This window comes from Streptomyces sp. SP17BM10, from assembly GCF_036322405.1.
Lineage (GTDB): Bacteria > Actinomycetota > Actinomycetes > Streptomycetales > Streptomycetaceae > Kitasatospora.
In genome coordinates this window covers 94,218-107,057 of the sequence record NZ_JAQYXB010000637.1, presented here as the reverse complement: position 1 = coordinate 107,057, position 12,840 = coordinate 94,218, and the positions used below count along the sequence as shown (strand labels likewise).

The 12,840-nt window shown below is 74.3% G+C and carries 12 protein-coding genes; all 12 read left to right on the top strand.

What is annotated here, in order from left to right:
- Position 1 precedes the first annotated feature (1 nt).
- Genes PUR71_RS27600 through PUR71_RS27545 form a run of 12 tightly spaced genes read left to right on the top strand, consistent with a single transcriptional unit; the run spans position 2 to position 12,838 of the window.
- Positions 2 to 1,249, top strand: coding sequence for an O-antigen ligase domain-containing protein (locus PUR71_RS27600; protein ID WP_329929926.1), 1,248 nt, complete (start codon positions 2 to 4; stop codon positions 1,247 to 1,249).
- Complete coding sequence (locus PUR71_RS27595) at positions 1,249 to 2,523, top strand: glycosyltransferase (protein ID WP_329929837.1); 1,275 nt, start codon at positions 1,249 to 1,251, stop codon at positions 2,521 to 2,523. Before PUR71_RS27600 ends, PUR71_RS27595 begins: the two co-directional genes overlap by 1 nt.
- A complete protein-coding gene (locus PUR71_RS27590; protein ID WP_329929836.1) occupies positions 2,520 to 3,752 on the top strand; it encodes a class I SAM-dependent methyltransferase in 1,233 nt (410 codons plus the stop codon). The genes PUR71_RS27595 and PUR71_RS27590 overlap by 4 nt, the downstream gene beginning before the upstream one ends.
- Entirely contained in the window at positions 3,749 to 4,561 is an 813-nt protein-coding gene (locus PUR71_RS27585; protein ID WP_329929835.1) for a glucose-1-phosphate cytidylyltransferase, read from the top strand. Before PUR71_RS27590 ends, PUR71_RS27585 begins: the two co-directional genes overlap by 4 nt.
- Positions 4,558 to 5,205, top strand: a complete 648-nt coding sequence (locus PUR71_RS27580; RefSeq protein WP_329929834.1) for a PIG-L deacetylase family protein — start codon at positions 4,558 to 4,560, stop codon at positions 5,203 to 5,205. Before PUR71_RS27585 ends, PUR71_RS27580 begins: the two co-directional genes overlap by 4 nt.
- A gap of 3 nt (positions 5,206 to 5,208) precedes the next feature.
- Positions 5,209 to 6,234: an NAD-dependent epimerase/dehydratase family protein gene (locus tag PUR71_RS27575; protein ID WP_329929833.1), complete on the top strand. Its 1,026-nt coding sequence runs from the start codon at positions 5,209 to 5,211 to the stop codon at positions 6,232 to 6,234.
- The gene (locus PUR71_RS27570) at positions 6,222 to 7,505 is read left to right on the top strand and encodes a DUF4910 domain-containing protein (protein ID WP_329929832.1); all 1,284 of its coding nucleotides are present in this window, start codon (positions 6,222 to 6,224) and stop codon (positions 7,503 to 7,505) included. Before PUR71_RS27575 ends, PUR71_RS27570 begins: the two co-directional genes overlap by 13 nt.
- The gene (locus tag PUR71_RS27565) at positions 7,502 to 8,803 is read left to right on the top strand and encodes a hypothetical protein (RefSeq protein ID WP_443077593.1); all 1,302 of its coding nucleotides are present in this window, start codon (positions 7,502 to 7,504) and stop codon (positions 8,801 to 8,803) included. Before PUR71_RS27570 ends, PUR71_RS27565 begins: the two co-directional genes overlap by 4 nt.
- On the top strand, positions 8,800 to 9,747 hold the full coding sequence (locus PUR71_RS27560) for a glycosyltransferase family 2 protein (protein WP_329929830.1): 948 nt from the start codon (positions 8,800 to 8,802) through the stop codon (positions 9,745 to 9,747). Before PUR71_RS27565 ends, PUR71_RS27560 begins: the two co-directional genes overlap by 4 nt.
- Positions 9,744 to 10,949 carry a polysaccharide pyruvyl transferase family protein gene (locus PUR71_RS27555; RefSeq protein ID WP_329929829.1) on the top strand — a complete coding sequence of 402 codons (1,206 nt, stop codon included), beginning with the start codon at positions 9,744 to 9,746 and terminating at the stop codon, positions 10,947 to 10,949. Before PUR71_RS27560 ends, PUR71_RS27555 begins: the two co-directional genes overlap by 4 nt.
- Positions 10,946 to 11,497, top strand: coding sequence for a dTDP-4-dehydrorhamnose 3,5-epimerase family protein (locus tag PUR71_RS27550; protein ID WP_329929828.1), 552 nt, complete (start codon positions 10,946 to 10,948; stop codon positions 11,495 to 11,497). Before PUR71_RS27555 ends, PUR71_RS27550 begins: the two co-directional genes overlap by 4 nt.
- Before the next feature lie 6 nt (positions 11,498 to 11,503).
- Positions 11,504 to 12,838 carry a glutamate-1-semialdehyde 2,1-aminomutase gene (locus PUR71_RS27545; RefSeq protein WP_329929827.1) on the top strand — a complete coding sequence of 445 codons (1,335 nt, stop codon included), beginning with the start codon at positions 11,504 to 11,506 and terminating at the stop codon, positions 12,836 to 12,838.
- Positions 12,839 to 12,840 lie beyond the last annotated feature (2 nt).

Below are 12,840 nucleotides of genomic sequence, written 5' to 3'. Positions count from 1 at the left end.
GGTGACCCGGGACCTCACGCACCACGGGACGCCGCACGGACCGGGCACCCCCACGTCCGTCGGCGCGGTCTGGGCGCTGCTGATCCTCAACACCCTCGGCTCCGCCGGGGCGCGGACCGTCATCCCGCTGCCGCGCTCGCTCATCCAGACGGCCACCATGGGCGCGCTGCTCTCCGCCTTCGCACTGGCGCTCGTCCTCAACCTCCGGCTGCGGATCCGACCCGGTGCCCACCTCTTCCTGCTCACCCTGCTGCTGGTGCTGAGCGTGATCTCCAGCGCACACCTGGAGTCCGGGTTCGGCGCGCTGTTCCGCTGCGCCCGGCTGGCGCTCTTCGTCGGCACGCTGTGGCTGCTCAGCCGGTGGTGGGACGGCGGCGAGACGTTCGTCCGCCACCACATCAGGGCGTACTACGCGGTGCTCGCGTCGGTGGCCGCCGGCCTGGTCGTCGCGCCGGGGGCGGCGATGCCCGAGCTCTACGGCGGGCGGCTGGTCGGCGCGCTGTGGCCGCTGACCCCGCCGCAGATCGGGCAGTACGCGGCGGTGATCATCGGGCTCACCGTGCTGCTCCTCCTGGGCGGCCGGACCACCAGGGGCAGTGCGGCGGCGGTCGTCGTGCCCTCTCTCGTCCTGCTCGCGCTGACCCACACCCGGACGGCCACGCTCGGCCTGATCCTCGGGCTGGCCCTGGCGATCGGCTCGCTCGTCCTGACCAGCGCCGCCGCCCGGCGGTTCTTCGCCTGGGCGGTGCTGAGCGCCGCCGTGGCCGCGGTGGCGCTCGGCTCCCTGCTCCAGGCGTGGTTCCTGCGCGGCCAGAGCCAGGAGAACTTCTCCAGCCTCACCGGGCGGGCCAAGGTCTGGGACGCCCTGCTGGCGGCGCCCCGGACCACGACGGAGCAACTGTTCGGCGCCGGCCTGGGCGACAAGTCCTTCGGCGGCCTGCCGATCGACAACAGCTGGCTGGCCGTCTACAACGAACAGGGCCTGACGGGCGTCGCCGTCGTCGCGGCGATCATCATCGGGCTCGGCGGCGTCGCACTGCTGCGGCCGCCCTCGTTGGCGAGGGCCTGCGCGATCTTCCTGATCGGCTACTGCGCGATCGCCTCCTACACGGAGGCCGGGCTCGGCGACGCCTCGCCCTACCTGCTCCACCTGACCGTGGCCGCCGGGCTGTTGGCGGCACCCGCCCCGGCCGAGCCCCTCGCGGCGCGCGTACCGCACCGGGCCGCCCGGAGATCGGAGGTGACCTGATGCACGTCCTCGTGGTGCACAACCGCTACACCTCGGCGCAGCCGAGCGGGGAGAACAAGGTCGTCGACCAGGAGGTGGCACTGCTGCGCGAGGGCGGCCACCGGGTCGAGCTGTTCGAGCGCCGCAGCGACGACATCGCCGGCCGCTCCCTGCCCGGCAAGGCCGCGGTGCCGCTGCTGGTGCCGTGGAACCCGGCGGTCCGCACCGAGCTCGCCGCCCGGCTGCGCCGTGAGCGGCCCGACGTGGTGCACGTCCACAACGTCTTCCCGCTGCTGTCGCCCGCGGTGCTGGCCGCCTGCGCCGACGCCGGGGTGCCGGCCGTCGCGACGCTGCACAACTACACCCAGGTCTGCCCGCCGGGCACGCTCCAGCGGGACGGGCGGCCGTGCACCGAGTGCGTCGGGAGGTCACCGTTGCCCGCCGTCCGGCACGGCTGCTACCGCGGCTCGCGGCTGGCGACGGTGCCGCTCGCGGTCAGTTCGGCGGTCAACCGGCGGCGGTGGTGGTCCGGCGTGGAGCGGTTCTTCTGCATCTCGGCGGCGCAGCGCGACGTCCTGGTGCGGGCCGGTCTGCCGGCCGAACGCCTGGCGGTGAAGCACAACTTCGTGCCGGAGCCGGGCGTGCGGCGCACGGGCGCGGGCGAGCACGTGCTCTACCTGGGCCGGCTCGCGGAGGCCAAGGGCGTGCCGCTGCTCATGGCCGCGTGGGACGCGATCGCCGCCGACGGCGGGGTGGGCGTGCCGCTGGTGATCGCCGGCGCGGGCCCGCTGGAGCCGGAGGTCACGGCGTGGGCGGCGGGCCGGGAGGACGTGCGCTTCGCCGGCCTCCACGACACGGCCCAGTGCCGGGAGGCCGTCGCGCGGGCGGTCGCCGTGGTGGCGCCCTCGACCTGGCTGGAGGCGTTCGGCCTGGTGGTCGTGGAGGCGATGGCGGCCGGGGTCCCGGTCGTCGCCGCCGGGCACGGCGCCTTCGTCGAACTCGTCGAGGACGGCGTGACCGGGCTGCTGCACGAGCCCGGCGACGCGGCCTCGCTCGCGGCCCGCCTGCGCGGGATCACGGCGGAGCCGGCGCGCAACCGGCAGATGGGCCTGGCGGCCCGGCGGCGGTACGAGCGGGGGTTCGGCCCGGCCGTCGGGCTGGAGCGCCTGGTGGAGGGGTACCGGACCGCGATCGCGGGTCGGTCCGGCGGCGCCGAGGGCGCGCCGCCGCAGGGAACGGACAACGCTGGCCCGCGGTGGGGATCCCGCGCGGGCAGGAGTGGGGGCAGTAGATGACATGCCGACTGTGCGGCTCGGCGGCGACGGCGAGCGTCGTCGACCTGGGGGCGACACCGCCGTGCGAGAGCTTCCTCGCCGCGGACGAACTGGACCGGCCGGAGCCGACCTACCCGCTGCACCTGCGGGTCTGCACCGAGTGCTGGCTCGCGCAGATCCCGCCGCTGATCACACCCGAGGAAACGTTCACGCAGTACGCGTACTTCTCCTCCTACTCGACCTCCTGGGTGGAGCACGCGCGGGCGTTCGTCGACGGCGCCGTCCAGCGACTGGGCCTCGGCGCCGACGCCTTCGTGGTCGAGGTCGCGAGCAACGACGGCTACCTGCTGAAGCACGTGGTGGACCGGGGGATCCGCTGCCTCGGCATCGAACCGTCGGTCAACGTCGGCGCCGCGGCACGCGAAGCGGGTGTGCCCACGCTCACGGCGTTCCTCGACCGGGCCACCGGCACGGCCGTCCGGGGCGAGCACGGCCCGGCGGACCTGGTCGTGGCCAACAACGTGTACGCGCACATCCCCGACGTGGTCGGCTTCACCCAGGGACTGCGCGCCCTGGTCGCCGACGACGGCTGGGTCTCCATCGAGGTGCAGCACCTGCTGACCCTCATCGAGGAGAACCAGTACGACACGATCTACCACGAACACTTCCAGTACTACACGGTGGCCTCCGCGGCCCGCGCCCTCGCGAGCGGCGGGCTCACGCTCGTGGACGTCGAGCTGCTGCCCACCCACGGCGGCTCCGTCCGGCTGTGGGCCCGCCCGGCCGAGGCGGCCGGCGAGCCGGCCCGGCGGGTGGCCGAGGTGCTGGACCGGGAGAAGGCCGCCGGGCTCCGGGAGCTGTCCGGGTACACCGAGTTCTCCGCCCGGGTGGCCAAGGTGCGCCGGGACCTCCTGCGCTTCCTCGTCGACGCGGCCGAGCGCGGCGAGACGGTCGTCGGCTACGGCGCCCCCGGCAAGGGCAACACCCTGCTCAACCACTGCGGCGTCCGGCCCGACCTGCTCCCGTACACCGTCGACCGCAACCCCTACAAGCACGGCCGGTTCACCCCGGGCACCCGCATCCCGATCCTGGCGCCCGAGCGGATCGCCGCCGACCGCCCGGACTACGTCCTCGTCCTCCCGTGGAACCTGCGCGCGGAGCTGGTCGAGCAGCTGTCCTTCGTCCACGAGTGGGGCGGCCGCCTGGTCTTTCCCATCCCGGAGCTGAGCATCATCGAGGTGAAGCCGTGAAGGTCGTCCTGTTCTGCGGGGGTTACGGGCTGCGCATGCGCAGCGGTGCGTCGGACGACGTGCCCAAGCCCATGGCGATGGTCGGTCCGCGGCCGCTGATCTGGCACGTGATGCGTTACTACGCCTACTTCGGGCACACGGAGTTCATCCTGTGCCTCGGGTACGGGGCCCACCACATCAAGGACTTCTTCCTCAACTACGAAGAGACCACGTCGAACGACTTCGTGCTGCGGGGCGGCAGGACCGAGCTGCTGTCCACCGACATCTCCTCCTGGACGATCACCTTCGCGCAGACCGGCATCGAGTCGCCGATCGGGGAGCGGCTGCGCCGGGTGCGCCACCACCTGGACGGCGACGAGATGTTCCTCGCCAACTACGCCGACGTGCTGACCGACGCCCCGCTGCCGGAGATGATCGACCGGTTCGCGCGGCGGGACGCCGGCGCGTCGATGATGGTGGTGCCGCCGCAGTCCTCCTTCCACTGCGTGGAGTTGGGCGAGGACGGCCTGGTGGGCGGCATCACGGCGGTGAGCGAACTGCCGCTGTGGGAGAACGGCGGGTACTTCGTGCTGCGCCAGGAGGTCTTCGACCACATTCCGGAGAACGGGGACCTCGTCGCCGACGGGTGCGCCCGACTCGCCAAGTGCGGACGGCTGGTGGCGCACCAGCACCGCGGGTTCTGGAAGCCGACCGACACGGTGAAGGAGCGGGCCGCGCTCGACCTCGCCTACGCCCGCGGGGACCGCCCGTGGGCCGTGTGGGAGCGGGACGGCGCGCACGCGGCCGGCGCCGCGGTGAGGACCGCGTGATCCGGCTCGGCGCCGGGCGCCTGGAGCGGATCGTCGCGGCGGGGGCGCACTGCGACGACATCGCCATCGGCGCCGGCGGCACGCTGCTGACGATGTGCCACGCGCGGCCGGGCGTCCGGGTCGACGCGCTGGTGCTCTCCGGCGGCGGCAGCGAGCGGGAGCAGGAGGAACAGGCCGCGCTCGCCGCCTTCTGCCCGGGCGCCGACCTGCGCCTGACCGTCCTCAAGCTGCCGGACGGCCGGCTGCCCGCGCACTGGGACGAGGCCAAGGCCGCCGTCGAGGACCTGCGCGAACGCACCGACCCGGACCTGATCCTCGCCCCGCGCACCGACGACGCCCACCAGGACCACCGCGGCCTGGCGCGGCTGCTGACCACCGCGTTCCGCGACCACCTCGTGCTCGGCTACGAGATCGTCAAGTGGGACGGCGACCTCGGCCGGCCCACGGCCTACCAACCGCTCTCCCCGGAGACCGCCGAGGAGAAGGTGCGGCTGCTGCAGGAGCACTACCCCTCGCAGCGGAACCGCCCTTGGTACGACCGCGAGGCCTTCCTCGGACTGGCGCGGATCCGCGGCATCGAATGCCACGCGCGCTACGCCGAGGCGTTCGCCACCACCAAAGTCACTCTCAACCTGGGGGGTTGAACCATGCGCGTACTGCTGACAGGGCACCAGGGCTACCTGGGCACCGTGATGGCCCCGGTCCTCGCCGCCGCCGGACACGAGGTCGTCGGCCTGGACGCGGGCCTCTTCGCCGACTGCGTCCTCGGCCCGAAGCCCGCCGACCCGCCGGGTGTGCGGGTGGACCTGCGCGACGTCACGGCCGAGCACGTCGCCGGCGTGGACGCCGTGATCCACCTGGCCGCGCTGTCCAACGACCCGCTGGGCTCGCTCGCGCCGGACCTCACCTACGACATCAACCACCACGCCTCCGTCCGGCTCGCCGAGCTGGCCCGCGACGCCGGGGTGCGGCGCTTCCTGTACGCCTCCACCTGTTCCGTCTACGGCGCCGCCGGCGGCGACGACCTGGTGGGCGAGGACGCGCCGCTGCGCCCGGTGACGCCGTACGCGGAGTCCAAGGTGCGGGTGGAGGACGACCTGCACGCCCTGGCCGACGGCGACTTCACCCCGGTGTACATGCGCAACGCCACCGTCTTCGGCTACTCGCCCCGGCTGCGCGCCGACATCGTGCTGAACAACCTGGTGGGCCACGCGCTGCTGTCCGGCGAGGTGCTGGTGCTCTCCGACGGCACGCCCTGGCGCCCGCTGGTGCACGCCGCCGACATCGCCCGGGCCTTCGCGGCCGCGCTGACCGCGCCGCGCGAGGCGGTGCACGACCGGGCGTTCAACATCGGCAGCGAGGTCAACAACGTCACCGTCGCCGAGATCGCCCAGCAGGTCGCCGAGGCGGTGACCGGCGCGCAGGTGGTGATCACCGGGGAGAACGGCGCCGACCCGCGCTCGTACCGGGTGGACTTCTCCCGGTTCCGCGCCGCGCTGCCCGGCTTCGACTGCGAGTGGACGGTCAAGCGGGGCGCTCTCGAACTCGCCGACGCCTACCGGACGTTCGGGCTGACCCGGGAGGACTTCGAGCGGCGCTTCACCCGGCTGGCCGTGCTGCGCGAGGCGTCCTGCGCCGGGGCCGTCGACGAGACGCTGCGGTGGCGCCGGTGACCGGGGTCGGCGAGGAGATGCACGCCCTGGTGGAGCGGCTGTACCCGCTCTGCCGGAGCATCACCGGCGACGGGGTGCGCGCCACCCTGGAGATCGTCGGCGAGTACGTCCCGCTCCGGGTGCACGAGGTGCCGACCGGGACGCGGGTGCTGGACTGGACGGTGCCGCAGGAGTGGAACATCCGGGACGCGTACGTCGCCGACGCCGCCGGCCACCGCGTCGTCGACTTCGCCGCCTCCAGTCTGCACGTGCTCGGCTACAGCGTGCCGGTGGCCGCGACCATGCCGCTGTCCGAGCTGCGCGGACACCTGCACACCCTGCCGGACCACCCCACCTGGGTGCCCTACCGCACCAGCTACTACGCGCCGGACTGGGGCTTCTGCCTGTCCCAGGAGACCCTGGACGGGCTGCCGGACGGCGACTACGAGGTGCGCATCGACTCCACCCTCGCGGACGGCCACCTCACCTACGCCGAGCACGTCGTTCCCGGGCGGGTCGCCGACGAGGTGATCGTCTCCTGCCACGTCTGCCACCCCGCGCTGGCCAACGACAACATGGCGGGCGTCGCGGTGGCGACCTACCTGGCACGGGAGTTGGCGGAGCGGAGCCCGTACTACACGTACCGGTTCATCTACGCGCCCGGCACGATCGGGGCGATCACCTGGCTGGCCCGCAACGCGGAGCGGATCGAGCGGGTCAAGCACGGACTGGTGCTGGCCTGCGCGGGCGACCGGGGCCGGCTGACGTACAAGCAGAGCCGGCGCGGCGACGCGGAGATCGACCGGGTGCTGCGGCACGTCCTGCGCACCTCCGAACGCCCGCACGACGTCGTCGAGTTCACCCCGTACGGCTACGACGAGCGGCAGTACTGCTCGCCCGGGTTCGACCTCGGCGTCGGCTCGCTCAGCCGGACCCCGTACGCCCGGTACCCGGAGTACCACACCTCGGCGGACAACCCGGACTTCGTCTCCCCGCAGGCTCTGGCCGACACGCTCGCCGTCTGCCGCGAGGCCTTCGCCGTGCTCGACCGCAACCGGCGCCACGTCAACCTCAGCCCCTACGGCGAACCGCAGTTGGGGCGGCGCGGGCTCTACGACCCGCTCGGCGGGCGCAGCGACGCGAAGCAGGCCCAGACGGCGATGCTGTGGGTGCTCAGCCTGTCCGACGGGGAGCACAGCCTGCTGGACGTCGCCGAGCGCTCCGGGCTGCCCTTCGACGCGGTGGCCGCCGCGGCCGACGCCCTGTGCGGCGCCGGGCTGATCACGGCATGACGCGGATGGCCACCGGGACCGTGAAGCCGGGCCCCATCGCCAAGCGGGCCGTCGTCGGCCGGCTGTCCTGGGGGCTGGCCGACCAGGCGGCCTCCAGCATGACCAACTTCGCGGTGGGCATCTACGTGGCGCGCGAGCTGGGCGTGACGGCGTTCGGCGTGTTCAGCCTGGCCTGGCTGACCTACGGCGTGGTGCTCAACGTCGCCCGCGGGCTGGCCACCGACCCGCTCGTGGTGCGCTTCAGCGGCGTGCCGGAGGCGACCTGGCGCTCGGCCGCGGCCCGCGCCTCGGGCGCCGCGCTCGGCGTGGGCGCCGTCCTCGGTGCCGGATGCCTGCTGGTCGGGCTCGGCGTCGGCGGCCGGGTGGGGCCCGCCTTCGCCTGCCTCGGCGTCGTCCTGCCGGCGCTGCTGCTCCAGGACTCCTGGCGGTTCGCCTTCTTCGCCGCCGGCACCGGGCGGAAGGCGTTCGCCAACGACCTCACCCAGGGCGTCGCGCTCGTCCCGGCCATGGTCGTCGCCGCCCGGGTGGGCAGCGTGTCCGCCTTCGTGCTGGCCTGGGGCGCCTCCGCGGCGGTGGCCGCGGGCTCCGGGTGCCTCCAGTCCGGCATCCGGCCCCGGGTGTCCCAGGCCCGCGGGTGGCTCCGCGAGCAGCGCGACCTCGGCTCCCGGTACCTGGCCGAGAACGTCAGCCTCAGCGGCGCGAGCCAGCTGCGGGCCTACGGGCTCGGCGCGATCGCCGGCGTCGGCGCGGTCGGCGCGGTCCGCGGCGCCGAACTCCTGCTCGGCCCGTTCCTCGCCCTCCTGATGGGCCTGTCGCTGGTCACCGTCGCGGAGGCGGCCCGGGTGCTGCGCCGCGCACCGGAACGGCTCGGCAGGTTCTGCCTCCTGCTCGGCGGCGGCCAGGCCGGCGCCGCGCTGCTGTGGGGCGCGGCGCTGCTGCCGGTGCCGGACCGGGCCGGCGAGCTCGTCCTCGGCGGCGTCTGGCACTCCGCCTCGCAGCTCATCGTGCCCGCAACCCTCGGCGTCGCGGGCGCCGGCCTCGCCAGCGGCGCGGCGGCCGGGCTGCGCGCCCTCGCCGACGCCCGGCGCAGCCTGCGCTGCCAGCTGTTCGCCTCCGCCTGCTACGTCGCCGGCGGCCTCGGCGGCGCGGTCGCGGCCGGCCCGGTCGGTTCGGCCTGGGGCGTCGCCGCCGCGACCGCCTGCGGCTCGGCCGCGTGGTGGCTGCACCTGCGGACCGCCCTGCGCGAGCACCACCCCGTCCCCGTTCCCCTCCCCGTCCCCGAAGTGAGGACGCCGTGACCGCCCAACCCCGGCTGAGCATCGGCCTGCCCGTCCACAACGGCGAGGAGTACCTCGCCGAGTCGCTCGACGCCCTCCTCGGCCAGACCTACGAGGACTTCGAGCTCGTCATCTCCGACAACGCCTCGACCGACGGCACCCAGGACATCTGCCGCACGTACGCCGCGCGGGACTCCCGGATCCGCTACCTGCGCCTGCCCCGGAACATCGGCGCCGCGCCCAACCACAACCACGTCTTCACCGAGTGCCGCGGCGAACTCTTCAAGTGGGCCTCGCACGACGACCTGTACGCCCGGGACCTCCTCCGGCGCTGCGTGGAGGCGCTGGACGAACGGCCCGACGTCATCCTCGCCCACTCCGGACAGGCCGTCATCGACGGCGACGGCCGGGTGAAGGTGCCCTACGAGTACGGACTCGCCACCGACTCCCCGCACGCGCCGGAACGCTTCCGCAGCCTCCTCTTCGAGCCCGGCGGAGACGACTTCTACGGCGTCATGCGGGCCGACGTGCTGCGCCGCGTGAAGCCGCACGACAGCTACCACCACGCGGACCGCACGTTCGTCGCCGAGATCACCCTGCACGGGCCCTTCCACCAGGTGCCGGAGCTGCTGTACTTCCGCCGCGACCACCCCACCCGCGCCGAGCGGGCGAACCCCTCCAAGCGCTCCCGGTGCGTCAACCTGGACCCCCGCCGGGCCGGGCCGCTGCACCCGACGCCCCGGCTGCTCGCCGAGTACGTCTGGGGCTTCGCCTCGGCGGTCCGGCGGGCGCCGCTGTCCGCGGCGGACCGGCGCGCCTGCTACGGCCACCTGGCCGCCTGGATGACCAGCCGGCTCCGGCCGGGCGCCGGCGAGCGGGTCGAGGACCGGGCCCCGGCAGACCCGGCGCTGCTGACGGTGGCCGTCGACGCCCTCGTGGCCGGACGCGAGGGGCGGGGGGCGTGACCCGCGTGCGCGTCGGGGTGTTCGGCCTGCTCGGCTCCGGCAACCTCGGCAACGACGGGTCCCTCGAAGCCGTGCTCGGCCACCTCCGCGCCGAGCACCCGGAGGCCGTCGTGGATGCGCTGTGCGGCGGCCCCGAGGCCGTCACGGCCCGCCACCGCATCCCCGCGACGCGGCTGCACTGGTACCGCGGGGAGTACCGGACCGCCTCCCGGGCGGGCGCGATCGCGGCGAAGGGCGTCGGCAAACTCGTCGACGCCGTCCGCACCGCCGCGTGGGTGCGCCGGCACGACGTGGTGATCGTGCCGGGCATGGGCGTCCTGGAGGCCACGCTGCCGCTGCGGCCGTGGGGCTTCCCGTACGCGCTGTTCCTGCTCTGCGCGTCCGGCCGGCTGCTCGGCACCCGGGTGGCGCTGGTCGGCGTCGGCGCCGCCCCCGTCGCCGACCGGCCCACCCGGGCGCTGGTCCGCCGGGCGGCGCGCCTGGCCGCGTACCGCTCCTACCGGGACGACCTGTCCCGCGACGCGATGCGGGCGATGGGCGTGGACACCGCGCGGGACGAGGTCCACCCGGACCTCGCCTTCGCCCTGCCGGCGCCGGCCGCCACCGCGTCCCCGGACGGGCGGGTCTGCGTCGGTGTCATGGACTTCCACGGCGGCAACGACGACCGCTCCCGGGCCGAGGAGATCCACCGGCGCTACCTCGACGGGACGACCCGCTTCGTCCGCGCGCTGGTCGAGGACGGCCGGCCGGTCCGGCTGCTCACCGGCGACGGCGTCGACGCGACGGTGGTCGCCGCGATCCTCGAAGCCGTCGACTCGCCGCTGGTCACCGCCGCCCGAACGGCCTCGCTGGCCGACCTGATGGCAGAGGCGGCGGCCGCCGACGCCGTGGTGGCGACCAGGTACCACAACCTCGTCTGCGCCCTGAAGGCCGGCACGCCGACGCTCGCCCTGAGCTACGCGGCCAAGAGCGACGCGCTCATGGAGCAGATGGGGCTGGGCAGGTACTGCCACCCGGCGCGCGAGGTGGACGCCGACCGGCTGATCGAGCAGTTCCGGGAGCTGGAAAAGCACGCGGCCGAGCTGCGCCGGACCCTCGCCGAGCGGAACCTGGCCGCCACCCGGCGCCTGGAGGCCCACTTCACCACGCTGTCCGAGGTCCTCTTCCCCACGACCGACCACGCTTCGAGGGAGGCGCCGTGAAGGCGACCGAAGTCCCGGCGATCGCCGGCGCGTACCTGTTCGAGCCGACGCCGTACACCGACGCACGCGGCTTCTTCTGCCGCACCTTCGACGCCGACGTGATCCGCTCGGTGGGCCTCGACCCGGACGCCTTCGTCCAGCACAGCGTCTCCCGCTCGGTCGGCGGCGTGCTGCGCGGCCTGCACCTGCGCTCCGGCGCCGGCGAGGCCAAGCTGGTGCGCTGCTCGTACGGGCGGGTCTTCGACGTCGTCGTGGACCTGCGGCCCCACTCGCCGACCTACCGGAACCAGGCCCACTTCGAGCTGTCCGGCGAGACGCAGGCGACCCTGTACGTCCCTGCGGGGTGCGCGCACGGCTTCCAGGCGCTGACGCAGACCACCGACGTCTCGTACCTGATCGACCGCCCGCACGATCCCACCGAGGACGTGACCATCGCCTTCGACGACCCGGAGCTCGCCGTCCCCTGGCCGCTGCCGCCCACGTCGATGTCCGAGCGGGACCGGGCGGCGCCGAGCCTCGCCGAGGTCCTGAGCCGGAAGGAGAGCTGAGACCCGGTGGAGAGCGCACACACCGACGAGTTCGCGCTGCCCCGGTCACGCGCGGCGAACGAGAAGCTGCACGCCATGATCCCCGGCGGCGCGCACACCTACGCCAAGGGCGACGACCAGTACCCCGAGCACCTCGCCCCCGTCATCAGCCACGGCCGCGGCGCCCACGTGTGGGACGTCGACGGCAACCGCTACGTCGAGTACGGCTCCGGCCTGCGGTCGGTCAGCCTCGGCCACGCGCACCCGCGCGTCCTGGCGGCGGTCCGGCGCGAACTCGACCGCGGCGGCAACTTCGTGCGGCCCTCCATCGTGGAGGCCGAGGCCGCGGAACGCTTCCTGGAGACCGTGCCGACCGCCGAGATGGTGAAGTTCGCGAAGAACGGCTCCGACGTCACCACCGCCGCGGTGCGGCTCGCCCGCGCCGTCACCGGGCGCACCCGGGTGGCCATCTGCGCCGACCACCCGTTCTTCTCCGTCGACGACTGGTTCATCGGCACCACGCCGATGTCCGCCGGGATCCCGGCGGCGATCACCGACCTCACCGTGGCGTTCCCCTACGGGGACCTGGCCGCCACGGAGGACGTGCTCACCCGGTACCGGGGCGAGGTCGCCTGCCTCGTCCTCGAACCCGCCGGCCACGCCGAGCCGCCGCCCGGATACCTCGCGGGTCTGCGCCGACTGGCCGACCGGCACGGCTGCGTGCTGGTCTTCGACGAGATGATCACCGGCTTCCGCTGGTCCGAGGCGGGCGCCCAGGGCCTGTACGGCGTCGTGCCCGACCTCTCGACGTTCGGCAAGGCGCTGGGCAACGGCTTCGCCGTCTCCGCACTGGCCGGGCGACGCGACCTGATGGAGTGGGGCGGGCTGCGCCACACCGGCGACCGGGTGTTCCTGCTGTCCACCACGCACGGCGCGGAGACGCACGCGCTGGCCGCCGCGATGGCCGTCCAGACGACCTACGTCGAGGAGGGCGTCACGGCCAGGCTGCACGCCCTCGGCGAGCGGCTGGCCGCCGGGGTCCGCGAGGCCGCCGCGGGCATGGGCGTCGGCGACCACGTCCTCGTCCGGGGCCGGGCCAGCAACCTGGTCTTCGCCACGCTCGACGCGAGGGGGGAGCCCTCGCAGGAGTACCGCACCCTGTTTCTGCGCCAACTCCTCGCGGGCGGCGTGCTGGCACCCTCGTTCGTGGTGAGCAGCGCGCTCGGCGACGCCGACATCGACCGCACCGTGGCCGTGGTGGCCGGGGCCTGCGCCGTCTACCGGAAGGCGCTCGACGTCGGCGACCCCACACCCTGGCTGGGCGGGCGGCCGGTGAAGCCGGTGTTCCGTCGTCTGGTGTGAGG